This is a genomic window from Streptomyces sp. (genome assembly GCF_050698815.1).
Classification (GTDB): domain Bacteria; phylum Actinomycetota; class Actinomycetes; order Streptomycetales; family Streptomycetaceae; genus Streptomyces.
Map to the genome: position 1 here is coordinate 1 of NZ_JBOHCV010000049.1, position 24435 is coordinate 24435.

Annotated in this window: 24 protein-coding genes; 15 read left to right on the top strand and 9 right to left on the bottom strand. The window is 72.1% G+C overall.

What is annotated here, in order from left to right; translation table 11 throughout:
• On the bottom strand, window positions 1-902 hold a 902-nt coding region (locus tag ACRDP3_RS02070; protein WP_431515057.1), incomplete at its 3' end, for a DUF3500 domain-containing protein.
• 213 nt (window positions 903-1115) lie between these two features.
• On the opposite strand from ACRDP3_RS02070, the gene ACRDP3_RS02075 reads away from it, so the two are divergent.
• The 3 genes from ACRDP3_RS02075 to ACRDP3_RS02085 all read left to right on the top strand — a co-directional run bounded on the left by ACRDP3_RS02075 (window position 1116) and on the right by ACRDP3_RS02085 (window position 5979).
• Complete coding sequence (locus ACRDP3_RS02075; protein WP_431515077.1) at window positions 1116-3470, top strand: GH92 family glycosyl hydrolase; 2355 nt, start codon at window positions 1116-1118, stop codon at window positions 3468-3470.
• A gap of 82 nt (window positions 3471-3552) precedes the next feature.
• A complete protein-coding gene (locus ACRDP3_RS02080) occupies window positions 3553-5289 on the top strand; it encodes an IlvD/Edd family dehydratase (RefSeq protein WP_431515058.1) in 1737 nt (578 codons plus the stop codon).
• Between the two features lie 69 nt (window positions 5290-5358).
• Window positions 5359-5979, top strand: a complete 621-nt coding sequence (locus ACRDP3_RS02085; protein WP_431515059.1) for a flavin reductase family protein — start codon at window positions 5359-5361, stop codon at window positions 5977-5979.
• 26 nt (window positions 5980-6005) lie between these two features.
• On the opposite strand, the gene ACRDP3_RS02090 is transcribed toward ACRDP3_RS02085, so the two are convergent.
• From ACRDP3_RS02090 to ACRDP3_RS02100, 3 genes are all read right to left on the bottom strand, one after another.
• Window positions 6006-6989: a DMT family transporter gene (locus tag ACRDP3_RS02090; protein ID WP_431515060.1), complete on the bottom strand. Its 984-nt coding sequence runs from the start codon at window positions 6987-6989 to the stop codon at window positions 6006-6008.
• A gap of 172 nt (window positions 6990-7161) precedes the next feature.
• Window positions 7162-8088: an undecaprenyl-diphosphate phosphatase gene (locus ACRDP3_RS02095; RefSeq protein WP_431515061.1), complete on the bottom strand. Its 927-nt coding sequence runs from the start codon at window positions 8086-8088 to the stop codon at window positions 7162-7164.
• A 199-nt stretch (window positions 8089-8287) separates the two neighbouring features.
• Complete coding sequence (locus ACRDP3_RS02100; RefSeq protein WP_431515062.1) at window positions 8288-9001, bottom strand: TVP38/TMEM64 family protein; 714 nt, start codon at window positions 8999-9001, stop codon at window positions 8288-8290.
• A 442-nt stretch (window positions 9002-9443) separates the two neighbouring features.
• Here ACRDP3_RS02100 and tuf point away from each other — a divergent pair, with 442 nt between their 5' ends.
• Both tuf and ACRDP3_RS02110 read left to right on the top strand, forming a co-directional pair.
• A complete protein-coding gene (gene tuf / locus ACRDP3_RS02105; RefSeq protein ID WP_431515063.1) occupies window positions 9444-10619 on the top strand; it encodes an elongation factor Tu in 1176 nt (391 codons plus the stop codon).
• A 148-nt stretch (window positions 10620-10767) separates the two neighbouring features.
• Complete coding sequence (locus tag ACRDP3_RS02110) at window positions 10768-11559, top strand: spermidine synthase (RefSeq protein ID WP_431515078.1); 792 nt, start codon at window positions 10768-10770, stop codon at window positions 11557-11559.
• A 33-nt stretch (window positions 11560-11592) separates the two neighbouring features.
• Here the strand turns inward: ACRDP3_RS02110 and ACRDP3_RS02115 are convergent, their stop codons facing one another.
• The gene (locus ACRDP3_RS02115; RefSeq protein ID WP_431515064.1) at window positions 11593-12612 is read right to left on the bottom strand and encodes a hypothetical protein; all 1020 of its coding nucleotides are present in this window, start codon (window positions 12610-12612) and stop codon (window positions 11593-11595) included.
• 114 nt (window positions 12613-12726) lie between these two features.
• Here ACRDP3_RS02115 and ACRDP3_RS02120 point away from each other — a divergent pair, with 114 nt between their 5' ends.
• Window positions 12727-13182, top strand: coding sequence for a DUF4442 domain-containing protein (locus ACRDP3_RS02120; protein ID WP_431515065.1), 456 nt, complete (start codon window positions 12727-12729; stop codon window positions 13180-13182).
• 185 nt (window positions 13183-13367) lie between these two features.
• The gene (locus tag ACRDP3_RS02125; protein ID WP_431515079.1) at window positions 13368-14135 is read left to right on the top strand and encodes a DedA family protein; all 768 of its coding nucleotides are present in this window, start codon (window positions 13368-13370) and stop codon (window positions 14133-14135) included.
• Window positions 14136-14139: 4 nt separating this feature from the next.
• Here the strand turns inward: ACRDP3_RS02125 and ACRDP3_RS02130 are convergent, their stop codons facing one another.
• Window positions 14140-14685: a gamma carbonic anhydrase family protein gene (locus tag ACRDP3_RS02130; protein WP_431515066.1), complete on the bottom strand. Its 546-nt coding sequence runs from the start codon at window positions 14683-14685 to the stop codon at window positions 14140-14142.
• A gap of 60 nt (window positions 14686-14745) precedes the next feature.
• Here ACRDP3_RS02130 and ACRDP3_RS02135 point away from each other — a divergent pair, with 60 nt between their 5' ends.
• Window positions 14746-15525, top strand: a complete 780-nt coding sequence (locus ACRDP3_RS02135) for an acyltransferase (RefSeq protein WP_431515067.1) — start codon at window positions 14746-14748, stop codon at window positions 15523-15525.
• 22 nt (window positions 15526-15547) lie between these two features.
• Here the strand turns inward: ACRDP3_RS02135 and ACRDP3_RS02140 are convergent, their stop codons facing one another.
• Window positions 15548-16414 (bottom strand): EamA family transporter, encoded by an 867-nt coding sequence (locus ACRDP3_RS02140; RefSeq protein WP_431515068.1) that lies wholly within the window; start codon window positions 16412-16414, stop codon window positions 15548-15550.
• Window positions 16415-16515: 101 nt separating this feature from the next.
• On the opposite strand from ACRDP3_RS02140, the gene ACRDP3_RS02145 reads away from it, so the two are divergent.
• Window positions 16516-17088 (top strand): helix-turn-helix domain-containing protein, encoded by a 573-nt coding sequence (locus ACRDP3_RS02145; protein ID WP_431515069.1) that lies wholly within the window; start codon window positions 16516-16518, stop codon window positions 17086-17088.
• Window positions 17089-17128: 40 nt separating this feature from the next.
• The gene (locus ACRDP3_RS02150) at window positions 17129-17680 is read left to right on the top strand and encodes a YbaK/EbsC family protein (protein WP_431515070.1); all 552 of its coding nucleotides are present in this window, start codon (window positions 17129-17131) and stop codon (window positions 17678-17680) included.
• Between the two features lie 12 nt (window positions 17681-17692).
• Here ACRDP3_RS02150 and ACRDP3_RS02155 read toward each other — a convergent pair whose 3' ends face one another.
• Window positions 17693-18190 (bottom strand): GNAT family N-acetyltransferase, encoded by a 498-nt coding sequence (locus tag ACRDP3_RS02155; RefSeq protein WP_431515071.1) that lies wholly within the window; start codon window positions 18188-18190, stop codon window positions 17693-17695.
• Window positions 18191-18224: 34 nt separating this feature from the next.
• The gene (locus ACRDP3_RS02160; RefSeq protein WP_431515080.1) at window positions 18225-18632 is read right to left on the bottom strand and encodes a CoA-binding protein; all 408 of its coding nucleotides are present in this window, start codon (window positions 18630-18632) and stop codon (window positions 18225-18227) included.
• A gap of 95 nt (window positions 18633-18727) precedes the next feature.
• On the opposite strand from ACRDP3_RS02160, the gene ACRDP3_RS02165 reads away from it, so the two are divergent.
• The 5 genes from ACRDP3_RS02165 to ACRDP3_RS02185 form a co-directional block, all read left to right on the top strand.
• On the top strand, window positions 18728-19357 hold the full coding sequence (locus ACRDP3_RS02165; protein WP_431515072.1) for a YigZ family protein: 630 nt from the start codon (window positions 18728-18730) through the stop codon (window positions 19355-19357).
• A 145-nt stretch (window positions 19358-19502) separates the two neighbouring features.
• Window positions 19503-21008 carry a DHA2 family efflux MFS transporter permease subunit gene (locus tag ACRDP3_RS02170; RefSeq protein WP_431515073.1) on the top strand — a complete coding sequence of 502 codons (1506 nt, stop codon included), beginning with the start codon at window positions 19503-19505 and terminating at the stop codon, window positions 21006-21008.
• Between the two features lie 111 nt (window positions 21009-21119).
• Window positions 21120-21917, top strand: coding sequence for an SDR family NAD(P)-dependent oxidoreductase (locus ACRDP3_RS02175; protein WP_431515074.1), 798 nt, complete (start codon window positions 21120-21122; stop codon window positions 21915-21917).
• A gap of 213 nt (window positions 21918-22130) precedes the next feature.
• Window positions 22131-23372: an exonuclease SbcCD subunit D gene (locus ACRDP3_RS02180; protein WP_431515075.1), complete on the top strand. Its 1242-nt coding sequence runs from the start codon at window positions 22131-22133 to the stop codon at window positions 23370-23372.
• Window positions 23369-24435, top strand: a 1067-nt coding sequence (locus ACRDP3_RS02185; RefSeq protein WP_431515076.1) for an AAA family ATPase, incomplete at its 3' end; no start/stop codon positions are given. The genes ACRDP3_RS02180 and ACRDP3_RS02185, both read left to right, overlap by 4 nt.

Below are 24435 nucleotides of genomic sequence, written 5' to 3' on the forward strand. Positions count from 1 at the left end.
ACGCCGCGCGGCAAGCCCGCCGTGTCGAGCAGCCCGAGAATCTGCTCGAGCTGCATGAGCTGCATCACCTTGAGATAGCCGCGCGCGGAGAGCAGCGACGTGAGCAATGCGTGCGTCAGGCGCCGCTGCTCGCCCGTCATGAGGTCGAGCGGCACGCCCACGCGCTCGGTGGGCCAGTACGCCCAGTCCTGCCGCGCTTCGTCGTCGAGCTCGAGCGCCAGGTTCTTGCCTTTGTCGAAGCCGAGCAACGCCTCGGTGCCGCCGGGGCCGCCCGCAACCGTCGCGAGCAGCGCGCTCGCGGCTTCGACCATGTCGGCCGTGGCCGTCACGCGGCTCGGCTCTTGCGCGGCCGCGGGCACCGCGATCAGCGCCGCGAGCGCCGTGTTCACGCCGACCAGCAGAAAGCTGACCAGCCACACCCCGCCCACCGATGCCAGCCGCAGGGCGGGCGGCACCTGCCACTGACTCGCGCCGAGCAGCCCCCACGGGCCGCCCAGGTACTCCCAGGAGCGGACCAGTTCCACCATCAGCCAGCCGGCGGGCACCAGTACGACGGCCGCCGCGAGGCGACCCGCGCCCGGCCGCCCGTGCAGCAGGCGTCGCACCAGCCAGCCCCAGGGTGCCCACAGCAGTCCGAGCAGCGCGGTCAGCAGGAGCATGAAGACATGGAGGCTCGGCAGCAGCCAGTGGTGCACGGCCAGCATGAACCCCGTCCCACCGAGCCAGCCGGTCACCGCCGCCTGCCGGCCCGTGCCGGCGGACCGCGCCAGCAGCAGCCAGGGCACCAGCGCCGGGTAGGCCAGCCACCACAGTGCGGGCTCGGGGAACGCGAGCGCGGGCAGGGCGCCCGCTCCGACCGCGAGCGCCCTGCGTACCCACCGGGACTCCGGCGCTGCGGCCATGCGTCCCCCCCTCGTCCCGTCGACGGATCACCAACTGTGCGGAGGGTTTCCCCGGTGCGGAAGCGCGCATGCACGGTGGGGAACCGGGACGGACGGTCCGTTGTGACCTGGAACATTGACAGAACAAGGGGAGCTGACGACGCTGACCGCTCGACAACGTTGTCCCCGTCGCGGAGGCTCTCGGTGGTACGAGCGAAACGGATCCGGACCCTCATGGGCCTGGCCGGGGCGGCGCTCTGCGCGGGGCTGGTCGGTGCGTCCCCGCCCACTCCAGGGTGCACCGTCGGAACGGATGCGGAAGCAGGACCGGCGAAGGCTCCCATCGATCTCGTCGATCCTTTCATAGGCACCCGGAACGAGGGCAACACCTTTCCGGGCGCCGCCGTACCGTTCGGCAAGGTGCAGCTCTCTCCCGACACCGGGAGCAGCACCGGCTACGACTGGGACCAGGACAGCATCCGCGGGTTCTCCGCGGTCCACCTCTCCGGCGTCGGCTGCAGGATGGGCGGCGACCTGCCTGTGATGCCCACCACAGGCGACATCACCAGCACCGACAACGCCGAGTACGCCTCCGCCTTCCGGCACGAGCGGGAGAGCGCGGGACCCGGCTCGTACAAGGTCTCGCTCGACGACTACGGCGGTACCACCGCCGAGCTCACCGCCGCCCGGCACACCGGCCACCAGCGCTACACCTTTCCCGCGACCGGAAAGGCGAACGTGCTGCTCAACTCCGGGCAGGCACTGCACAAGGTCACCGACAGCTCGGTGCGCGTCCTCGATGACCGCACCGTGGCCACGGCCGTTACCGGCAGCGGCTTCTGCCAGGGCACCAAGCCGTACAAGGTCTGGGCCGTCACCCGCTTCGACCGGCCCTTCGACTCGCACGGCACCTGGAGCGGTGACAAGGTCACCAAGGGCGGTGACGCCAGCCAGGGGGGCGGCCGGCGTGGCGCGTACGCCCGATTCGACACCCGGGACGGGGACCGTGACGTCGAGGCGGTGACAGCCCTGTCCTACGTCGACGCGGCCGGCGCCGCCCGCAACCTCGCCGCCGAGGGCCGCCGCTCCTTCGAGGACACCCGCGGCGCGGCACGGAAGGCCTGGGCGGAGCGCCTCGGCCAGGTCAAGGCGAGCGGCGGCAGCGAGAAGCGGCGCCGGGTCTTCTACTCAGCGCTCTACCGCGCGCTCCTGCACCCCAACACCGGCGAGGACGTGGACGGCCGCTACACCGGCTGGGACCGGAAGATCCACCGGTCCAAGGGCCACACCTACTACCAGAACTGGTCCCTGTGGGACACCTACCGCACCCAGGCTCAGCTGCTCGCGCTCGTCGCGCCGCGCGAGTCCCGCGACATGGCGCTCTCCCTGCTGGACGTCGACGCGCAGGGCGGCTGGCTGCCCAGATGGGGTTACGGCACCACCGAGACGAACATCATGGCCGGCGACCCGGCCACCCCCTTCCTCGCCAACGCCTACCAGCAGGGACTGCTGAAGGGGCACGAGGAGGAGACCTACCGTGCGCTGAAGAAGAACGCCGACGGCGTACCGCCGAAGGACTCCCCCTACGTCGGCCGCATGGCCAACAAGGAGTACATAAGGGACGGGTATGTCCCTTATGAGCCGGATAAGCCGAAGCCGAAGCCGGCCAGCCTCGACTACCGGCACAGCGCCTCCGCCACCCTCGAATACGCGGCCGCCGACGCCGCCCTCGCCGGGGTGGCCCGCGATCTCGGGCACGACGCCGACGCCGCGCGCTATGAGAAGCGGTCCCGGAACTACCGCAAGGTCTTCGACCCGGACACCGGCTTCTTCCGCGCCCGCGAGAGCGGCGGAAAGTTCGCCGGACCGGCCGACCCCGCGCGGAGCAAGGGCTTCCAGGAAGGCACGTCCTGGCAGTACACGTGGATGGTGCCCCAGGACGTGCCGGGATTGATGTCCCTGATCGGCGGACGCGACGCCACCGAAGAGCGCCTCGACTCCTTCTTCGCCTACGACCGGCTGCGGGAGGATCCGGAGAAGACCTCCCGGGAGGAGTGGGTCAACGGCCCGTACGACTACTACGACTCCGACACCTACAACCCGCAGAACGAGCACGACCTCATCGCCCCGTACACCTATCTCTCGACCGGCTCACCGTGGAAGACCACCGACGTCGTCGACGCGGCGCTCTGCCTCTTCACCGACGCCCCCGACGGCGTCACCGGCAACGACGACCTGGGCACCATGTCCTCCTGGATGGTGCTCTCCGCCATGGGCGTCTTCCCGGCCAACCCGGGCACGGACACCTGGGCGCTGAACAGGCCCGCCTTCGAACGAGTCGAGCTCAACCTGGACCGGGACTGGTACCCGAGCGGGCGCTTCACGATCAACGCCGAGGGCAAGGGCGGGACCGGCCGCTACATACAGTCGGCCTCGCTCGGCGGCTCGGACCTCTCACGTACCTGGATCAGCACGGACGAGATCCGGCGCGGGGGCTCCCTCTCCTTCCGGCTCGGTCCCAAGCCCTCCCGGTGGGGCACCGGCAAGGGGGACGGACCGCCCTCGCCGTCCGCCGTGCCGCGCCGTTGACCGGACCGCCCGGGGGACCTCAAGATCGTCATTCAGGTCGGTCCTCGGGGCGGCAGGGAAGTGACGAGCACAGGGAGTGAAGATGAGCGACAGCGACGGCACCCGGCGCAGTTCCGCCTGGTTCGGTGCGGAGGGCCGCAACGGCTTCATCCACCGGTCGTGGATGCGCAACCAGGGATTCGGCCCGGAAGTGTTCGACGGCCGGCCGGTCATCGGCATCGGCAACAGCTGGTCCGAACTCACCCCCTGCAACGCTCATTTGCGGGACGTCGCCGAAGCCGTCAAACGAGGAGTCTGGGAGGCGGGCGGGCTGCCGCTGGAGTTCCCCGTGATGTCGCTCGGCGAGACGCTGATGCGGCCCACCACCATGCTCTTCCGCAACCTGATGGCCATGGAGGTGGAGGAGACCCTCCGGGCCAATCCGCTCGACGGTGTCGTGCTGCTCTCCGGCTGTGACAAGACGACCCCCGCCATGCTCATGGGTGCGGCCAGCGTCGACATCCCTTCGATCATGGTCACCGGCGGTCCGATGCTCAATGGCAAGTTCCGCGGCCGGGACATCGGTTCGGGCACCGCGGTGTGGCGGCTCAGCGAGGAGATGCGGGCCGGGAAGCTGTCCGCAGCGGATCTGCGGGAGGCGGAGGGCTGCATGTCGCGCAGCCGGGGCCACTGCATGACGATGGGCACCGCCTCGACCATGGCCTGTGTGGCCGAGGGGCTGGGGATGCAGATGTCCGGCGGTGCGGCCATCCCGGCCGTCGACGCACGCCGGTACGCACTGGCCCAGGCATCCGGCCGACAGGCCGTCGCACTCGTGGAGGCGGACCTGCGGCCCTCCCAGGTGCTCACCCGGTCCGCGTTCGAGAACGCGATACGTGTCAACGCCGCGCTCGGCGGCTCCACCAACGCCGTGGTCCACCTGCTGGCCCTGGCCGGCCGGGCCGGCGTGCCGCTCGAACTCGACGACTTCGACGAACTGACCGCCGCTGTCCCGGTGCTGGCCGACATGATGCCCTCCGGCCGCTTCCTGATGGAGGACTTCTACTACGCGGGCGGCCTGCCCGTGGTCATGCGCGAACTGGGCGAACTCATCCACGGCGAGGCACTCACCGTCACCGGCCGCCCGATCGGTGAGGAGATCGCCGGTGCGGAGTGCTGGAACCGGGAGGTCATCGGCACCATGGCCGAGCCGTTCATGCCGGCCGGGGCGGGTACCGCCGTTCTGCGCGGCAGCCTGTGCCCGGACGGCGCGGTCATCAAGGTCTCGGCGGCCGATCCGAAGCTGCTCACCCACCGCGGGCGTGCGCTCGTCTTCGACCGCGTCGAGGACTACACGGCGGTGGCCGACGACCCGGAGCTGCCGGTCGACCCCTCCACCGTCATCGTCGTGCGCAACGCCGGGCCCAAGGGCTATCCCGGCTTCCCCGAGGTGGGCAACGTGCCGGTGCCCAAGTCGCTGCTCGAGGCTGGCGTGGAGGACGTCGTCCGGATCAGCGACGCGCGAATGAGCGGCACCGGATACGGAACCTGCGTGCTGCACGTCGCCCCTGAGGCCGCCGTCGGCGGTCCCCTCGCGCTCGTACGCACCGGAGACCTCATCGAACTCGATGTGCCGGCCCGCCGGCTCGACCTGTGCGTCGACGATGCCGAACTGGCCGCCCGCGCCGAGGCACACGCGGCCGCCGCCCCACCGGACACCGCACCCAGCCGAGGCTGGCAGAAGCTCTACACCGACCATGTCATGCAGGCCGACCGCGGCGCCGACCTCGACTTCCTGACCGGCGGCAGCGGCGACGGGGTGCCCCGCCACTCCCACTGAGTCCGGCCCGGGGCCGGACCGGTCGACGGCGCTTCGGGCCGGCCGGCCCCCGGGTGGATACTGCTGGGCATGCGCACCGATTTCGATCCCGGCGATCTGTCCCGCAACGACTTCTACCGGCTGCTGACCGCGGTGGTCGTGCCTCGCCCCATCGCCTGGGTCTCCAGCACCACGGCGGACGGCACGGACAACCTCGCCCCGCACTCCTTCTTCACGATCGCCTGCGCGGCACCGCCGATCGTCCAGTTCTCCTCGGTGGGCCGCAAGGACTCGCTGCGCAACATCGAGGACACCCGGGAGTTCGTCGTCAGCCTCGCACCCGAGCAGCTCTTCGAGCAGATCAACGCCACGGCGACCGACTTCCCGCGCGGCGTCAGCGAGTTCGACGCGGTCGGCGTGGAGCGGGAGCCCAGCACCCGCGTCAAACCGCCGCGTGTGGCCGGTTCACCGGTCGCCCTGGAGTGTGTGCTGCACAGCACCGTACGGCTCGGCGACTCCACCGTCGTCTTCGGCCGCGTCGTGCACGCCTCCGTCGCCGATGACGTGATCGTCGACGGTCACCCCGAGGTGAGGAGGATGCGCCCGCTGGCCCGGATGGGCAAGAACGAGTGGGCCACGCTCGGTGGGATCCGGGAGATCGCCCGTGTCCCGTACGCCGACCCGTCAGGCGAGCAGCCGGCGCGCGGCTGACGGCCCGGCCCCGCCGGCCCGGCGCGTCAGTGCTTGGAGGTCGGCACTCTCGGGTGCAGGGCCGCGGGCACCCGTCCGGCTGCCTCGTGCACCGCGCCGGACAGCCGGCCCGGTGCGCGGATCACGACCGGGCCCGGGCCCTCTGCCGGAACCTGCCGAGCGGCGGTGATCCCGATCCGCTGCCCGGTGCTGTCCGCCGCCAGGACGACCAGGCCCCAGACCGTGACGACGGCTGCGACCAGGGCGCCCGCGATCCCGAGCGGCCCGTACCGGAACCCCTCGCCCAGCAGCACGATTCCCACGGCCGCGGCGAAGGCCGGATTGACCACCGTGGTCGTCGCCAGCGGGGTGGCCAGACCGCCGCCCCGGTACGAGGCCTGCGAAGCGGCGAGGCCGCCCGCCGCCAGCACCGCGATCAGCAGCACCGCCGGCACCGTCATGACCAGAGCGGTCACCTGCCAGCTGTCCGCCACCGTCTTGACGAACACCGACGACGCACCGTAGGCCACGCCCGCCGCCGTCGCCAGCGACACCGTCCGCAGCAGCCGCACCCGCCGCCCGGCGGTCGTGACCGTCAGCAGCAGCAGCGCGAGCACGCACGCCACGGCACCCGCCAGGGTCAGCTGCTCCGCACCGTTCAGCGCGCGTGAGGTCGCCGAGCCGGTCAGTACCAGCAGTCCCGCGAGTCCCGCCGAGACCAGAGTGATGCCTTGCCACGCGGCCCGGCTGACCGGCCGCTTCACCAGCACGGCGGCAAGCGGCGCCGCGAGTACGAGGGTCAGCACCCCCAGCGGCTGGACCACGGTCAGCGGCCCCAGCCCCAGCGCGCCCACGTGCAGCAGTGCGCCCAGGCTGTTCAGGGCGACCGCCCCCCACCAGGGGGCCGAGCGCAGCAATCCGTACCGGCTCGGCGCGGTGGTGGCCGCGAGCCGCTCCTGGACGATGGCCGCGGTGGCGTAGCACACGGCCGAGACCAGCGACAGCAGCACTGCCGCGAGCAGCGCGTTCACGGCCGGACCGGGTGGGCGATGCGCTTGTGGTTCATGCCATCAACGATGCCTCGCCGACCGGGCCGGTGTCGTCGTCTGCCGGGTGAGTCCCGCCGTACGACCACGGCAGTACACCCTGACGCTCCTCATACACCCGGCAGTGGAGGGGGATGCCCGGAGTCAGCCACCGGCGTCAGCCCCCGGACTTGCCGCCGACGCCGGAAGCGCCCTCGTTGGGGCTCAGGACGCCGGTGGCGACCAGCACGAGCAGGGCGGTCCCGAGCAGCACGCGGTAGATCACGAACGGCATGAAGCTGCGGGTGGAGATGAAGCGCATGAACCAGGCGATGACCGCGTACGCCACTACGAAGGAGAGGACTGTCGCGAAGATCGTCGGCCCCCAGGAGACGTGCCCCTCGCCGATGTCCTTCAGCTCGAACAGCCCGGAGGCCAGTACGGCCGGGATCGCCAGCAGGAACGAGTAGCGGGCGGCGGCCTCGCGGGTGTAGCCCATGAAGAGGCCGCCGCTGATGGTGGCACCTGACCGGGAGACGCCCGGGACGAGGGCCAGCGCTTGGGCGCAGCCGTAGAGCAGACCGTCCTTGACCGTCAGTTCCTCGATCGTCTTGCGCTCCCGGCGCACCCGGTGCCGTCCGCCGCCGGAGGATCCCCCGCCCGGGCCGCCGGGTCCGGGAGCGGCGTCGCGGGCGGCCAGCCGGTCGGCGACGCCGAGGATGACACCCAGCACGATGAGCGTGGTGGCGATCAGGCGCAGATCACGGAACGGGCCCTCGATCTGGTCTTTGAAGGCGAGACCCAGCACGCCGATCGGGATCGAGCCGACGATCACCAGCCAGCCCAGCTGCGCGTTGTGGTCGCGCCGCATGCCGCGGTCGGAGAGCGAACGGAACCAGGCGGAGATGATGCGGGCGATGTCCTTGCGGAAGTAGATGATGACGGCCACCTCCGTCCCGATCTGGATGACGGCCGTGAAGGCCGCACCCGGGTCCTGCCACCCCGCGACGGCCGCGGTGAGCCGCAGATGCGCGCTGGAGGAGATCGGCAGAAACTCGGTCAGCCCTTGGACGAGTCCAAGAACGAACGCTTCGAACCACGACATCTGCTCAGACCCGTCCCGTCAACAGTCATGCTCCCGACCTGCGTTGGCGCAGACCGGCGATGACGAAGGGGCTATCACAGACACCGGCCCGCACCCCGCCTCGTGGTCCCTGCGCCTTTGATCACGCGCAGCACACTACAGCGACGGGATCGACGCTACGGAAGGGGCCGGGACGGACGGCGGCTGCTGCTCCGGGCGGCTACGGCCGGGGCGCCGCACCGCGCAGCAGGGCGCGCTTGCGCCAGGCGATGACGGCACCGCCGAGACCGGACAGCGCGATGAAGCCGAAGGCGGCGAGGAAGACGGGAGAGGTGGGGGCGGTGGCGTGGCTGCCCGCCACCACATAGGCGGCCGTATTGGGCACCGACCCCAGCGCGGTGGCGGTCAGGAACGCGGTCCAGCTCATGCGGGACACCGAGGCGCCGTAGTTGGAGGCGGCGAAGGGGACGCCGGGCAGCAGCCGGATCACGAGCATCGAGCGGAAGCCGTGGCGGCTCAGCTGCCGGTCCGCCGCGGTCAGCCAGCGGGCCCGCAGCAGGGGGCGCAGCGCGTCCTGGCCCAGCATCCTGCCGAGGCCGAAGGCGATGCCCGAGCCGATCACCGTGCCGATGACGGCCGAGACCGTGCCGGCCTGGGTGCCGAACAGGGCGCCCGCCGCGACGTTGAGCACGGGCCGTGGCACGAACGCGGCCGTGCACAGCCCGTAGGCAACGGTGAAGAGGAAGCCGGCCACGCCGCCGGACAGCTGCTCCGGCAGGCCGTGGGTGACCAGCCGCTGCGGCTCGTAGATCAGCATCGAGGTCGCCGCGGCGCACAGCAGCAACAGCAGCAGTGCGAGGCGGGATCTGGGGGAGAGCAGCGTCTGGGCGAGACGGGTGGGGAGTCCGTCTGGCTGCCTGGCGGGGACGGGCACGTGGGGAGCGTAACCGACGAAAGTGTCGTTCCGCCGGGTGAGAGGGCTCCGCCCCCGCCGCCCGGAGCCGTCGCCCGCCGCCGCGCGGCCAGCAACCGTACTCCCCGGCACCCCTTCCGAGCGGCGGCTTCGCCGGATTGCCGGCGGCGCGGCGAGGGCCCGCGCGGGACCGGGAAAATCACTCGACGCCGTCCGCCCGGGGCGCCAGGATCGAGGACATGTTCCGGCAGACCCTCCACACAGCACCGTCCGCGGCAGCGGACGCGCTGGGGGCTGCCGCTTCCCCGTTCTGCCGGCACCTCGCCGCAGCCGCCGACGGCGCCCGAGGCTGACCCTTCCCGGATGGCACCGAGGACCCCGCAGGGGGAGGGTCGGCCAGGCCCCGGGGTCCCGTTCCCACCGCGCGCACCGAGACGGCGCGCAGCTGACGAGGAAGATCACCATGCCCAAGCAGGCATACGTGCGCACCAAGCCGCACCTCAACATCGGCACCATGGGTCACGTCGACCACGGCAAGACGACGCTGACCGCCGCCATCACCGAGGTCCTCAGCGACCGCGGCGCCGGCGCGTTCGTGCCCTTCGACCGCATCGACAAGGCGCCCGAGGAGGCGGCACGCGGCATCACCATCACGATCTCGCACGTCGAGTACGAGACCGGCACCCGGCACTACGCCCACGTCGACATGCCCGGCCACGCCGACTTCATCAAGAACATGGTGACCGGCGCCGCCCAGCTGGACGGGGCGATCCTCGTCGTCTCCGCCGTCGACGGGGTGATGCCGCAGACCGCCGAGCACGTGCTGCTCGCCCGGCAGGTGGGCGTCGAGCACGTCGTCGTCGCCCTGAACAAGGCCGACGCGGGGGAGGAGGAGCTGACCGAGCTGATCGAACTGGAGGTACGTGAGCTGCTGACCGCGCACGGCTACGAGGGGGACAGCCTCCCCGTCGTACCGGTCTCCGGGCTCCGCGCACTGGAGGGCGACCCGCGCTGGACCGGTGCCATCGAGGCGCTGCTGGACGCGGTCGACACCTGGGTCCCCCTTCCGCGGCGCTTTCTCGACGCCCCCTTCCTGCTGCCGGTGGAGAACGTGCTGACCATCACCGGACGCGGCACCGTCGTCACCGGGGCGGTCGAGCGGGGAAGGGTGGCCGTCGGTGACCGGGTGGAGGTGGTCGGTGCGGACACCGTGACCGTGGTGACCGGGGTCGAGACCTTCGGCAAGCCCATGGACGAGGCGCAGGCCGGCGACAGCGTGGCGCTGCTGCTGCGTGGCATGCCACGCGACGCCGTGCGCCGCGGCCACATCGTCGCGGCGCCGGGCAGCGTCACCCCCCGGCGCCGCTTCACGGCGGAGGTCTACCTGCTGTCCACGGCCGACGGCGGCCGCCGCACCCCGGTGCACAGCGGCTACCGGCCGCAGTTCTACCTGCGCACCGCGGACGTGGTCGGCGACATCACCCTGGAGCAGGACGGAGTCGCCCTCCCCGGCGACACCCTGACGCTCACGGTCGAACTCGGCCACGCCGTGCCGCTGGAGCCCGGTCTCGGCTTCGCCATCCGCGAAGGCGGCCGCACCGTCGGCGCGGGCACCGTGACGGAGGTCGGCGAGGAGTGAGCCGGCGGCCCGGACCTGCGGCCCCTTCGAGGCTGCTCGTCCGGGCCGCCCGGCATGCCACCCGCGCCGCGTCACCCCGCACAATGGGACGGTGGACGAGGAGCCGATACCCGTGACGCGGGCCGTGGACCACGGCACCGCGAAGCTGATGCCCGACATCGACCGCGACCGCGCCTGGCTGCTGACGGTCGACGGCGCGCCTCAGTCGTACGTCGACCTGGACGATCCCACCCACCTGGAGTTCGAGTACGCGCGCCGCATGGCCCACGTCCTGGACACCGCGGCACCGCCCGGTACTCCCCTGGACGTGCTGCATCTCGGCGGCGGCGCGCTCACCCTGCCCCGGTACGTCAGCGCCACCCGCCCCGGATCGCGCCAGCGGGTGGCCGACACCGACCGGGCGCTGCTCGCGTTCGTCGAGGAGTACCTGCCGCTGCCGCCCGGCTCCGGTGTCACCGTCGAGGTGCGGGACGCCCGCGCCCTCCTCGACGACGCGCCGACCGCTTCGGCGGACATGCTGATCGCCGACGTCTACGGCGGCGTGCGGGTACCGGCACACCTGACCACGCTCTCCTACGCGCGGGCCGCCTGCCGCGTGCTGCGCCCGCACGGCAGGTACGTCGCCAACCTCGCCGACACCGCGCCCTTCCGCTTCGCCGGCTCCCAGCTGGCCACCTTCGGCACCCTCTTCGCGCACCTGTGCCTTATCGCCGAGCCCGCCGTCTTCCGTGGCCGGCGCTTCGGCAACACCGTCCTGGTGGCCTCACACGACCCGCTGCCCGTCGCCGAACTCGCCCGCCGCACCGCTTCGGACGTCTTCCCGGCGCGAGTCGAGCACGGAGCCGCGCTGGCACGCTTCACCGACGGCGTGGCTCCGGTTCAGGACGGTGCCGCCTCGCCCTCGCCGGAGCCGCCGCCCGGCGCCTTCACGCTCGGCTGACGCACGGCGCGTCCTCACCGGCGCCGCGTGTGATCAGCCGCGCGGATCCCCTTCGCCGGGTTCGCCGTACGTGCGCAGGCTGCCCGCCATCTTCTTGACGGTGGCGGCCGGCACCTCGTCCTTCACGTTCGCGTCGGTGAGGAAGACCCAGATGGACAGGTTGTCATCGGCGTTCAGCCAGGAGACGGCGACCACCTTCCCGTCGGCGGAGCACTTGCTCTCCTTGGGCACACCGGTGATGCTTGCCGTGGCGATGTGCCCCTTGATGCCCTGCTTGTTCCTGAAGGGCTTGGAGCCGGACTCCTTGAGGGTGCCCTTCTGCTTCTGGTCGTACCCGGCGATCGCGAAGTTGGACGCGGCGATCTTGGCCGCTTCCTGGGTGTTCTTGGAGCCCTGGGCACCCTTGGTGCCCACCACGGCCCGGTTGCTGCCCCCGCACCAGTCCTGCTTGTAGTAGGCCGGTGCGGACATCGCGACCAGGAGCTTGCCCTTCTCGTCCTCGAAGCCGGTGATCGTGCCCTCGCTCTCGACCTGCCAGTCCTTGGTCTTGGGCACGTCGAAGGCGGAGTAGTGCTTGGCGTTGATGACGGTCTGCCAGCCGGGCACCAGCGGCTGGGAGGGGTCCTTCGAGGCGCTGCCGCCCCCCGGCTTCTTCTTCTCCTCGCTCCGCTCCGGCGAGGGCGTGGCGCTGGCGGACTTGGCCGGGTCGCCGCCCGCGTCGTCCTTCGCGCCGTCGTCCTGGAAGACCAGGAAGGCGGTGACGGCGGAGGCGGCGATCACCGCGACCGCCGCGACGACGGCGACCACCGTCGTCGTCGATTTCCTGCCGCCGCCGGGCGGCTGCCCCGGTCCGCCGGGCATCGTGGACGGACCCCACTGCTGGCCCGCTTGCTGCCCGTACCCGGGCTGCTGCTGGTATCCGGGCTGCTGGTACGGATTCTGCTCCTGCCCGGGCTGCTGGTACGGGTTGGGTTGCCCGTAACCCGGCTGCTGGTACGGGTTGGGTTGCTGCGGGTTCTGCTCGCCCCCGGGCGGCTGCTGTCCTGGCCACATGGCGAGCACCCTATGCGGCGCCCGGGACACCGGCCACGGCCGCCCTCGGTTCGGTACCGAGCCGGTACATGACAGAGGCTTACGCGGCTTGTTACTCAGTGGTAACCTGTGGCCATGTCTGGAGAAACCCTGCCGTCGATCGGCGAGATGATGGCGGCCACCGTGCCGATGGTCCGCACCCTGAACCTGGAGTTCACCGAGACCGGCGCCGACCGCGCCGTGGTCGCACTGCCCGACCAGGGCGACTTTCACAACCATGTCGGCGGGCCGCACGCCGGGGCGATGTTCACCCTCGCCGAATCCGCCAGCGGCGCCGTCGTCCTCGCCGCCTTCGGCGATCAGCTCTCGCGTGCGGTGCCCCTCGCCGTACGCGCGGAGATCGGCTACAAGAAGCTGGCCATGGGGCCCGTCACCGCCACCGCCGAACTCGGCCGGTCCGTCGCGGAGGTACTGGCCGAGCTCGACGCGGGGGAGCGCCCGGAGTTCCCGGTGCACGTCGCGATCACCCGCGAGGACGGCGCCGTCACCGGCGAGATGACCATCGTCTGGACCCTGCGGCCGCACGGCTGACCAGCCTCCGGGCCACGCTCGCGTACACCCGTGGGACTGCCGCGGTGTGCGCACAGCGTGACGGTCGGGTGTGCGCGATATCGAGTAGGCTGCCCCGCAGCGTGCCCGGCGTGTTCCCCGGGCACGCGCGCGGGTGTGCGTGCCGGATCCATGCCCCGTGTCGATCCCGGCGGGAGGAAGTGGAGTTGCACGTCCAGGAGTGGCTCGAGACCGTGCCCGCCGTCAGCGTCTATCTGATCGTGGGGCTGGTCATCGGGCTGGAGAGCCTCGGTATCCCGCTTCCCGGTGAGATCGTCCTGGTCAGCGCGTCGCTGCTGGCCTCCCAGCACGGCGACATCGACCCCGTGATCCTCGGCGCCTGTGCCACCACCGGCGCGATCGTCGGCGACTCCATCGGTTACGCGATCGGACGCAGGGGCGGCAAGCCACTGCTCGCCTGGCTCGGCGGAAAGTTCCCGCGGCACTTCGGGCCGCACCATGTCGCCACCGCCGAGCGGTCGTTCGAGAAGTGGGGGATGTGGGCGGTCTTCTTCGGCCGCTTCGTCGCCCTGCTGCGGATCTTCGCGGGACCGCTGGCGGGCGTGCTGAAGATGCCGTACTGGAAGTTCCTGACGGCCAACGTGCTGGGCGGCATCGTCTGGGCGGGCGGTACCACGGCTGTCATCTACTACGTCGGCATCGTCGCGGAAGCATGGCTCAAGCGCTTCTCCTGGGTGGGGCTGGTGCTGGCCGTGCTCTGCGGCCTCGGATCGATGCTCGTGCTGCGGCGCCGCGCCAAGAAGGCGGAGGCGCAGCGGGAGACCACCGCGGCCGCGGAGCCCGGCACCGCCTCCGCGGCCGGGCCCGCCTCCGAGAATGGCGCCGCATCCGCGGCCGGCACCGGGCGCGAAGGCGGCCGGGTGCCGCCCGAGGACGACCGCAGTGCCGTCCAGGCCGGCGACCGGGCCGACTGAGCGGTCAGCCGTCCCCCGGTGGCCGCATCGCCTCGCGGTGCGTACGGGCCAGGTGCTGGTACATCGCGGCGTTCGCCTTGATGCCCTCCTGCTCCTCCGGCGTCAGCTCGCGCTTCACCCTCGCGGGCACGCCCGCGACCAGCGAACCGGGCGGTACCTGCATGCCCTGCGGTACCAGCGCGTGCGCGGCGATCAGCGAACCGGCTCCGATCCGGGAGCCGTTGAGCACGGTCGAACTCATACCGATCAGGACGTGGTCCTCGACGGTGCAGCCGTGCAGCACCGCGTTGTGACCCACCGAGACTCCTTCGCCGACGTGCGTGGGGAAGCCGGGGTCGGCGTGCACGGTGCAGTTGTCCTGGATGTTGGAACCCGGCCCGAGCGTGATGGTGTCGCAGTCCGCACGCAGCACCGCCCCGTACCAGACGCTGGAAGCCGCCCCCATCGTCACGTCGCCCACCACGACGGCTGTCGGCGCGGCGAACGCGTCCTCATCGATCGTGGGCTCCTTGCCGCCCACGCCCGCGATCACCGCTCGCTGCTCCGCCATCGTCTCCGCCCGCTTCCTGACCGGATCCACACCGGCCTCTCCGGGCACCGTATGCGATGGATGGGGCGAAGATCACAGCGGGCCGTCCGCTCCACAGGTGCGCCGGCCCATTACCGTGACGGCGTGCCATCCCTCCGTAACACGCTCGCGTCGCTGGTGTCCCGCGCGGTGCACGGCATCTGGCGCCGGGCGCAACAGGCGGGCGCCGTCACCGCCGAGCGTCCGGGACCGTACTCCTTCCGCCGCCTGGGCGCGGGCTCGCGGCTCGCCTTCCCGCAGGGGACGGTCTTCGGTACGCCCTGGATCGAGCTGGGAGACCACTGCATCATCGGTCAGGAGGTCACCCTCACGGCCGGGATGATGCCGGACCTCGACCTCGGTCCCCATCCGGTTCTCATCCTCGGGAACGGAGTCGTGCTCGGTCGTGGCAGCCACGTCATCGCCGACACCAGGACGTCTGTGACCATCGGCGACGACGTCTTCTGCGGTCCGTACGTCTACATCACCTCGACCAACCACTCCTACGACGATCCGCACGCGCCGGTCGGCAAGCAGTGGCCGCGCACCGCCGCGGTCGAGATCGGCGGCGGCAGCTGGCTCGGCGCCGGGGCCGTGATCCTGCCGGGCGCCCGGCTGGGCCGGAACGTGGTGGTCGCGGCGGGTGCGGTGGTGCGGGGCGACGTGCCCGACCACGCCGTGGTGGCGGGCGCACCCGCGCGGATCGTGCGGCGATGGGAGGGGGAGCGGGGCTGGCAGCCTCCGCTGCGCACGCCGCCGCCGGTGCCGGTACCCGAAGGTGTGACACCCGAGCAGCTGCTGGCCGCCCCCGAGGGGGAGTAGCCCGCTCGGGGGCGTGCGGCCCTCAGGCGGAGGCGAGCAGCACGGTGCCGAACAGCGCCAGCCCCGCGCCGGCGGCCTGGATGGCCCGCAGCCGCTCCCGCAGCACCGCACGCGCCGCGATCGCGGTGACGACGGGGTAGAGCGAGGCGAGTACGGCGGCCGTGGTCACGGGGCCGTACTCGGTCGCGAGCATGTAGGTGGCGTTGGCCGCGACATCGGCCAGGCCGACGAACGCGAGCGCCGGGAGAGCCGCGACCACGGCACCGGCGCCGTGCTCCGCCGGGAGCGCCGGGACGCCCCGCCGGACCTGCACGTACAGGGCGGCCCCGCCGACGGCGACGTTGCACAGGCGCTGCACGAACAGCGCCAGGAAGAGCCCGGCCATGGTCGTGGAGGCGTGCTCGATCAGTGCCATCACCGCGCCGAAGCCGAGTGCGGAGACGAGGGTGAGCGCGATCGTCTGCCGCTGCACGGGCGCGCCGCGCAGCTCGGGCCCGCCCGCGAGCACGACGCCGGCCACTGCGATGGCGATGCCGGCGGCCTGCAGCCAGCCGGGCCGTTCCCCCAGCGCCAGCCCGGCGCCGACCGGTACCACCACGGCGAGTGAGGCGAGCGGGGAGACCACGCCCATCGGCCCTTGGGCCAGCGCCTTGTAGAAGGCCAGCATGGCGACCGGGCCCACGACACCGGCAGCCGCCGCGAACCACAGCTGCGGTCCCCACGCGCTCCAGCCGCCCATGGCGACCACGACCGCGCCGAGCACGGCCGCCGCGATCGCCTGCGAGACGACGACCACCGTCAGCGCGGACATACGGCGGGTCAGCAGGCCGCCACCGAAGTCGGCCAGGCCCCACATCAGGCTGGTGAGCAGGGCCATGACTGCGGTCATGGAGTACCTCGCAGTACAGTTGGGTGAACACGGAAGTCCAGCACATCGTAGTGTAGCGAACTGAACCCTGGCATCCAAAATATTGGACGGTACGGTAGACCGTGACGGACCTCGATCACCTCACGCAGTCCCTCGCCCGCAACCTCAAGCGGCGGCGTCAGGAACTCGGATACACCCTGGACGCCCTCGCCGCCCGCGCAGGTGTGAGCCGGGGCATGCTCATCCAGATCGAGCAGGCCCGCACCAACCCCAGCGTGGGCACCGTGGTCAAGGTCGGGGACGCCCTCGGGATGAGCATCACCACCCTGCTCGACTACGACCAGGAGCCGCAGGTGCGGCTCGTGCCGGCGGAGCAGGCGGTGCGGCTGTGGTCCACGGAGGCGGGCAGTCACAGCACCCTGCTCGCGGGCGTGGAGGCTCCGGGTCCGCTGGAGCTGTGGTCCTGGCGGCTGATGCCGGGTGAGGGCAGCCAATCCGACCCGCACCCCATGGGCACCGCCGAGATGGTGCACGTCTCGGCGGGCGAGCTCACCCTGACCGTCGAGGGGACGGAGTACCGGGTGCCGGCGGGCACTTCGGCCACCTTCGAGTCGAACGTGCCGCACGGCTACCGCAACGACGGCGGCGAACCCGTCGAGATGACCATGACCGTTTCCGTGCCCGCACCCCGCTGACGGCCGTTCCCGTCCCCGACACGGTGTTACCGTGCGCCGCATGCGCGCACCCATCGGAGAATTCGACGACGCCGTCCCCGCCGCCCTGGCCCCGCACTTCGCCGGGCCTGCCGCCGAGGCCGTCCGCGCCTGGCGCGGCGCCGTGCCGGCGGAGCAGCTGCTCTACGTCGACACCGATCCCGGCAAGGCCGACACCGCCGCCTTCGTCGAGACCTACGGCGCCGGCTTGTCGGAGACCTCGGCCAACTGCGTCGTGGTGGCCGCCAAAAGGGGTGGCGAACGCACCCTCGCCGGCTGCGTGGTGCTCTCCCGAACCCGCCTGGACGTCAACGGCACGGTGCGGCGGCAACTCGACGCGCGCAAGGCGTCCTTCGCCCCCATGGACGACGCGGTGCGGGAGACCGGCATGGAATACGGCGGCATCACGCCCATCGGGCTGCCCGAGGGCTGGCCGGTGCTGGTCGACGCGGCTGTCGCCGACCTGCCGTGGGTCCTGATCGGCAGCGGCCGCCGCCGAGGCAAACTCATCGTCCCCGGCAAGGCGTTGGCCGAACTCCCGGGCTCCGTCGTTCTGGAGGGACTCGGCGCCTGAGACCCGCTCGGCTCAGCCGCGCCGGGACAGATCGAGGGAGAGCGCGATCGAGTGCTCGGTGAACCCCAGGGCGCGGTACAGCGGTTCGGCGTCCACGGACGCGTGCAGATCGACACGGGTGACACCCCTGGCGGTGAACCACTCCAGCAGTGCCTCGGTCGTCCCCCGCCCGTAGCCGCGGCCTCGGTAGCGCTCGTCGGTGCAGACGCTGAAGATGAAGCCGAAGCGTCCGGCGGGGTGCCGTGGTGCGGGCAGCCGCTCCTCCACCCGGCCCACCGCGCACGCCGCCAGGTGTGGCGCGCCCGGACCGTCGCCGTCCACCACGAACGCGCCGAACCACCGCGGTTCTTCCGTCCGCGGTTCACCGGCCAGCTGGCGGCGCGCCATCTCCTCGGCGTCCCGCTCCCACGGCCCCGGCTGGTCGCGCCCGTGCATCGCGGCGAACATCAGGCGACGCAGCCGCACCAGTTCGGGGGCGTCGGCGGGGCGTGCGGCGCGAATCGTGATCACACGGGCGGACGCTAGCCCACCGGCCCCGCCCGGGTCAGCCCAGTTTCGGGATCTCGATCGCCGGACAGCGGTCCATCACCATATCCAGACCGGCCGCCCGGGTACGCGCGTACGCCGCCTCGTCGATCACACCCAGCTGGAACCAGACCGCCTTCGCCCCGATGCTCACGGCCTCGTCCGCGACCTGTCCGGCCAGCGCGGAATTGACGAAGACGTCGACGACGTCCACCGGGAAGGGAATGTCGGCCAGCGAGGCGTAGCCCCGTTCGCCGTGCACCGTCTCCGCCTTGGGGTGAACCGGCACCACGCGCTTGCCGAAGCGCTGGAGCACACTCGCCACCCCGTACGCCGCACGCCCCTGGTTCGAGGACAGCCCCACCACGGCCCACGTCTCTCCGGTGCCGGTCAGCATCCTGCGGATGGTCTCCGCTTCCGCGTACATGTACATGCTCGGGCAACACTGTGCGGCGGCCGGTCATTCCCGCACCCGTGCACCGGAAGGCCCTGGCCCGGCCGGGGCCTGCGTAGGGTGCCCGTATGCAGGAGCAGTACGTGACCGTCGCCGCCGCAGGTGTGCACGAGACCGAGGTCAGCCGCTCGCGCTTCCGCTGCGCGCTGGCCCCCGCCGCGACCGAGGAGGAGGCGCGGGCGTTCATCGCGCGCGTCCGCGCCGAGCACCCGGACGCCGACCACCACTGCTGGGCGTACGTCATCGGAGCGGACGGCGACCTGCGGAAGGCCGGTGACGACGGGGAACCCGGCGGCACCGCGGGGACACCGATGCTCGAGATGCTCCTCCGCCGCGAGATCCGCTGCGCCGTCGCCGTCGTCACCCGGTACTTCGGCGGCACCAAACTGGGCGCGGGCGGGCTGATCCGGGCGTACGGCGGCGCGGTGGGCGAGGCACTGGACGCGGTGGGCACCCGTACCCGGCAGCGCTGCCGGCTGGTCACGGTCACCACCGACCACCAGCGCGCGGGCAGGCTGGAGAACGACCTGCGCACGAGTGGACGTGCCGTACGGGAGGTGACCTACGGTGCCGAGGTGACCATCGAGGTAGGGGTGCCGGAGTCCCGCCTCGAGGCCTTCCGCGGCTGGCTGGCGGACACCACGGCGGGCACGGCCCGCCTCGACGTCGGCGGCGAAATCTACAGCAGCACCGGCTGACCGCGGCGCGGCCGTGGGCCGCCGGGCCGGGCCGCCGGACCTTTTGCGGGCGGGTGGCGCCCCGCCTACCGTGACGGATACGAAGCGGTCGCGTCGCGTCGCGCGGACCAGTGCCGTTCCGCCGTGGAGTGGGAGGTCCGTGCCGATGCCACCCACTTCGCCCCCGGGAGCACCGGAGCCGCACACGCCCCACCGCTGGCTGGCCCTGGCCGTGATCAGCCTCGCCCAGCTCATGGTGGTGCTGGACGCGACGATCGTGAACATCGCCCTGCCGTCCGCGCAGCGGGACCTGCAGTTCTCCAACGACGGCCGGCAGTGGGTCATCACCTCCTACACGCTCGCCTTCGGCAGCCTGCTGCTGCTCGGCGGAAGGCTGGCCGACCTCTTCGGCCGCCGCCGGACCTTCCTGATCGGGCTCGTCGGCTTCGGTGTCGCCTCGGCGCTGGGCGGGGCCGCCGGCGGCTTCACCTCACTGGTCGGCGCCCGCGCCGTGCAGGGAGCGTTCGGTGCGCTGCTCGCGCCGTCCGCGCTCTCCCTGCTGACCACCACCTTCACCGACCCGCGGGAGCGCTCCAGAGCGTTCGGCGTCTTCGGCGCCCTGGCCGGGTCCGGCGGAGCCATCGGGCTGCTTCTGGGCGGTGTGCTCACCGAGCACCTCAGCTGGCGGTGGACTCTCTACGTCAACGTCGTCATCGCCGCCTTCGCGGTGATCTGCGGCCTCGCGATCCTGCGCCGGCACCGGCCGAACGAGCGGCCCAGGCTCGACCTGCCGGGCACCACGCTGGTCGGGGCCGGGCTCTTCTGCCTCGTCTACGGATTCTCCAACGCCGATACGGAGAGCTGGAGCGACCGGCGGTGCTGGGGCTTTCTCCTCGCCAGCGGTGTGCTGCTCGCCTGCTTCGTCCTGCGGGAGTCGCGGGCCCCGCACCCGCTGCTGCCGCCCCGCGTGGTGCGTGACCGCAACCGCGCCGCGTCCTTCGTCAGCGTCTTCATCGCCGGATCGGGGATGTTCGGCGTCTTCCTGATCCTGACGTACTACCTGCAGCGGACACTCCACTACTCACCGGTGACCACGGGACTCGCCTTCCTGCCGATGGTCGGCGCGCTCATGCTGGTGGCGCAGCTGTCGACGAACGTGCTGATCCCCGGTATGGGCCCGAAGCCGGTCGTGCCGACCGGCATGGGGCTGGCCGCGGCCGGTCTGGTCTGGCTCACCCCCCTCGGCCTGCACAGCGGCTACGTGGCACACGTGCTGCCGCCGCTGCTGGTACTGGGGGCCGGCCTGGGTCTGGTGCTGCCTTCGGCGATGAGCCTGGCCACCCTGGGTGTCCTGCCCCGGGACCAGGGAGTCGCTTCGGCAACCGTCAACACGATGCAGCAGGTCGGCGGTTCCATCGGGACCGCACTGTTCAACACCACGGCGGCGACGGCGACGGCCGACTACGCGAAGACCCACCGGGGCAGGCCGGACCTGCTCGCGCACGCCGAGGTGCACGGTTATACCACCGCGTACTGGCGGGCGGCCGGGTTCTTCGCCGCCGGGCTGCTCGTCACCGTCCTGCTCTACCGGCGGGGCCGGCCCAGGGACTTGGCGGCCGGGAGGACCACGGGCGGCCAGGTCGAGGCGATCGACGAGCCGGGGAGTCACTAGACGGGCGCATGGGGAAGCCGATCAGGGGGAGGGGGAGGGGCACACGGTGCCACCGGCGGCGCGCACGGGACGGCATCCCGACAGCACGGTACGAAGGATGGTTGAGCACGCATGGCACAGCAAGCGGCACCCTTCGGAGGCGAGTTCGGCGGTCAGGTCGCCGCGGTGACCGGAGGCGCGTCCGGCATCGGGCTGGCCGTCGCACAGGAGCTCTCCCGGCGTGGTGCGGAGGTGTACGTACTGGACCTCTCCGCCGGTCCCGTCCCGGCGCCCCTGCACGGCCATACCTGTGACGTCACCGACCGCGCTTCGGTGCGCCGGGCACTGGCCGCCGTCGGTGAGCGCTTCGGGCGCCTCGACGTGCTGGTGAACAACGCGGGCATCGGCGCCCAGGGCACCGTGGAGGACAACGGCGACGAGGAGTGGCGTCACGTCCTCGATGTCAACGTGACGGGCATCGCCCGCGTCAGCGCCGCCGCCCTGCCGCTGCTCAGGCGCGCCGCTGCAGACCGGGGCGGCGGTGCCGCCATCGTCAACACCTGTTCTATCGCGGCCACGGCAGGCCTTCCGCAGCGGGCCCTGTACTCCGCGAGCAAGGGCGCCGTCCTCGCCCTGACCAGGGCCATGGCCGCGGACCACGTGGGCGAAGGCATTCGTGTCAACTGCGTCAACCCGGGCACCGTGGACACTCCTTGGATCGGGCGACTGCTCGAAGCGGCGCCCGATCCGGGCGTGGAACGCAGGGCGCTGGAAGCCCGTCAGCCCACCGGCCGGCTGGTCGCCGCGGAAGAGGTCGCCGCAGCCGTCTGCTACCTGGCCGGCCCGATGTCGGGCGCGACGACGGGCAGCGACCTCGCCGTCGACGGCGGTATGCAGGGGCTGCGGACGCGGCAGCCCGGTCACCGGTGACCGTGTCGCGACCCCCGCTTCCGCGCTCGCGCGGCTTCCGCATGATGCCCTCTCAGGGGCGCCGCCGAGGCTCTGCGTCCTTCCCCTCGGGGTGACGTCGCGGCCCGGTGCCGCGGGTGGCGTGAGTGCTTGTCAGTGCCGGCTGATAGACCAGAGGTGACAGCGGGCCGGCTTGAGGGTGGGGAGAGTTGACGTGCGGGTGGGAGCGCTGCTGTGAGATTGCTGCACACGTCGGACTGGCATCTGGGGCGGAGCTTTCACCGTATCCCGCTGCTCGATGCCCAGCGCGACTTCCTCGACCACCTCGCCGTCACCGTCGAGGAGGAACGGGTGGACGCCGTGCTCGTCGCCGGGGACGTCTACGACCGGGCGGTGCCCCCGCTGGCCGCCGTCGAACTCTTCGACTCGGCATTGCACCGCCTCGCCCAGCTGGGCGTGCCCACCGTCATGATCTCGGGAAACCACGACTCCGCACGGCGGTTGGGTGTCGGCGCCGGGCTGATGGAGCGGTCCGGAATTCATCTGCGCACCGCCCCGGAAAGCTGTGGCACGCCGGTGCTGCTGTCCGACGGGCACGGCGAGGTGGCCTGCTACGGCCTTCCCTACCTGGAGCCGACGCTCACCCGTGCCGCGCTGGGCGCGGAGCACGGCGGCCACGCCGCGGTGCTCCAGGCCGCCATGGAGCGGGTACGCGCAGACCTCGGCCGACGTCCCCGCGGCACCCGCTCCGTCGTGCTCGCGCACGCCTTCGTCAGCGGCGGCGAAGTCTCCGACAGCGAACGGGACATCACGGTCGGCGGTGTCGCCTCCGTTCCCGCAGCGGTGTTCGACGGCGTCGACTACGCGGCGCTGGGCCATCTGCACGGCTGCCAGACCATCACCGACCGGGTGCGCTACTCGGGCTCGCCGCTCGCCTACTCCTTCTCCGAGACCAGCCACCGCAAATCCATGTGGCTGATCGATCTGGACGCGGCCGGCACGGTGTCGGCGCGGCGCCTGCACCTGCCGGTGCCACGCCCACTGGCCCGGCTGCGCGGCACGCTGGCGGAGCTGCTGACCGACCCCGCTCATGAGCGGCATGCCGGGGCGTGGGTCGAGGCGACCCTCACCGATACGGCCCGCCCCCAGGAGCCGATGGCCCGCCTGGCAGCCCGTTTTCCGCACATCGTCAGCCTCGTCTTCGACCCTGCCCGGGAGGAGACCGGCACCCACGTCTCGTACGCGCGGCGGCTGCGGGGGCGCAGCGACCAGCAGATCGCCGAGGACTTCGTCGGACACGTCCGTGCCGGGCGGGCGGCCGACCCTCACGAGCGGGACATGCTGGGGGAGGCGCTGGAGGCGGCTCGTGTCGAGGAGGCGCAGGAGACGGCCGATGACCGGGTGCTGCCCGTCACCGGCCGTCGGTCCGGGCACTCCCAGCAGTCCGGGGACGCGGTGGCGGAGGCCGTCCGATGAGACTGCACCGGCTGTCCCTCACCGCGTTCGGGCCGTTCGCCGCCACCCAGCACGTCGACTTCGATGAACTGTCCGCCGCCGGGCTCTTCCTGCTGCACGGCGCGACCGGCGCGGGCAAGACCTCCGTACTGGACGCCGTCTGCTTCGCCCTCTACAGCAGCGTCCCCGGCAGCCGGCAGCAGCCCGGTGGCACGCTCCGCAGCGATCACGCGGCACCGGGCACGCTGACCGAGGTCGTGCTGGACCTCACCGTCGGCGGGCGGCGTCTGGAGATCACCCGCAGACCTGAGCAGACGCGGCCCAAACGGCGCGGCACGGGCCGGACACGGGAGAAGGCGGCGTCCTGGCTGCGCGAGTACGACGCGCGCGCGGGCGAATGGCGGGCGCTGAGCCGCTCGCACCAGGAGGTCGGGGAGGAGATCGCCCAGCTGACCGGCATGAGCCGTGACCAGTTCTGTCAGGTCGTCCTGCTCCCGCAGGGCGAGTTCGCGCGCTTTCTGCGGGCCGGCGCCGAGGACCGTGCCAAGCTGCTCGGCAGGCTCTTCGACACCGGCCGCTTCGCCGCCGTCGAGGAACAGCTCGCCCGACTGCGCAGGTGCGCCCAGGAAGAAGTGCGGGCGGGCGACGAGGCGCTGCTCGGCCTCCTGCACCGGATGCGGCAGGCCGTCGGCACCGGTACCGACGACGGGATTGGCGAACCGCCCTTGCCCGGCACGGATTCGCACCCCCGGGACGATGCCCCGGACAGTGTCCGCCGCGCCGTGCCGGACCAGCGTGCCCGCGGCAGCCGGCCGGGGCGACCGGAGCGCAATGGCCCGGCCCCCGGCGACCCAGGGCTCACCGCGGGTGTGCTGGAGTGGGCGGCCCTCGCCCGTACCGGAGCACGCGAGCGTCGCGACATCGCCGCCATCGCCCTCGCAACGGCTGAGGGCGATCACGCCGCGGCGACGGCGCGGCTGGCGGAGACGCGAGAACTCGCCAGGCGGCAGCGGCAGTACGCCGTGGCCGAGCGGCAGGCGCGGGAGCTGGCCGCCCGGGCCGCGGAGCGCGAGCGGACCCGGGG

What these genes read in the sequence shown, in the direction of transcription:
- ACRDP3_RS02130 (WP_431515066.1), bottom strand. Translation starts at nt 14,685, where the DNA reads ATGGCGGAGCAGCGAGCGGTGATCGCGGGCGTGGGCGGCAAGGAGCCC.
- ACRDP3_RS02110 (WP_431515078.1), top strand. Translation starts at nt 10,768, where the DNA reads ATGCCCGACATCGACCGCGACCGCGCCTGGCTGCTGACGGTCGACGGC.
- tuf (WP_431515063.1), top strand. Translation starts at nt 9,444, where the DNA reads ATGCCCAAGCAGGCATACGTGCGCACCAAGCCGCACCTCAACATCGGC.
- ACRDP3_RS02165 (WP_431515072.1), top strand. Translation starts at nt 18,728, where the DNA reads ATGCAGGAGCAGTACGTGACCGTCGCCGCCGCAGGTGTGCACGAGACC.
- ACRDP3_RS02085 (WP_431515059.1), top strand. Translation starts at nt 5,359, where the DNA reads ATGCGCACCGATTTCGATCCCGGCGATCTGTCCCGCAACGACTTCTAC.
- ACRDP3_RS02095 (WP_431515061.1), bottom strand. Translation starts at nt 8,088, where the DNA reads ATGTCGTGGTTCGAAGCGTTCGTTCTTGGACTCGTCCAAGGGCTGACC.
- ACRDP3_RS02175 (WP_431515074.1), top strand. Translation starts at nt 21,120, where the DNA reads ATGGCACAGCAAGCGGCACCCTTCGGAGGCGAGTTCGGCGGTCAGGTC.
- ACRDP3_RS02135 (WP_431515067.1), top strand. Translation starts at nt 14,746, where the DNA reads ATGGGGCGAAGATCACAGCGGGCCGTCCGCTCCACAGGTGCGCCGGCC.
- ACRDP3_RS02150 (WP_431515070.1), top strand. Translation starts at nt 17,129, where the DNA reads ATGCGCGCACCCATCGGAGAATTCGACGACGCCGTCCCCGCCGCCCTG.
- ACRDP3_RS02075 (WP_431515077.1), top strand. Translation starts at nt 1,116, where the DNA reads ATGGGCCTGGCCGGGGCGGCGCTCTGCGCGGGGCTGGTCGGTGCGTCC.
- ACRDP3_RS02120 (WP_431515065.1), top strand. Translation starts at nt 12,727, where the DNA reads ATGTCTGGAGAAACCCTGCCGTCGATCGGCGAGATGATGGCGGCCACC.
- ACRDP3_RS02170 (WP_431515073.1), top strand. Translation starts at nt 19,503, where the DNA reads ATGCCACCCACTTCGCCCCCGGGAGCACCGGAGCCGCACACGCCCCAC.
- ACRDP3_RS02080 (WP_431515058.1), top strand. Translation starts at nt 3,553, where the DNA reads ATGAGCGACAGCGACGGCACCCGGCGCAGTTCCGCCTGGTTCGGTGCG.
- ACRDP3_RS02160 (WP_431515080.1), bottom strand. Translation starts at nt 18,632, where the DNA reads ATGTACGCGGAAGCGGAGACCATCCGCAGGATGCTGACCGGCACCGGA.
- ACRDP3_RS02140 (WP_431515068.1), bottom strand. Translation starts at nt 16,414, where the DNA reads ATGACCGCAGTCATGGCCCTGCTCACCAGCCTGATGTGGGGCCTGGCC.
- ACRDP3_RS02115 (WP_431515064.1), bottom strand. Translation starts at nt 12,612, where the DNA reads ATGTGGCCAGGACAGCAGCCGCCCGGGGGCGAGCAGAACCCGCAGCAA.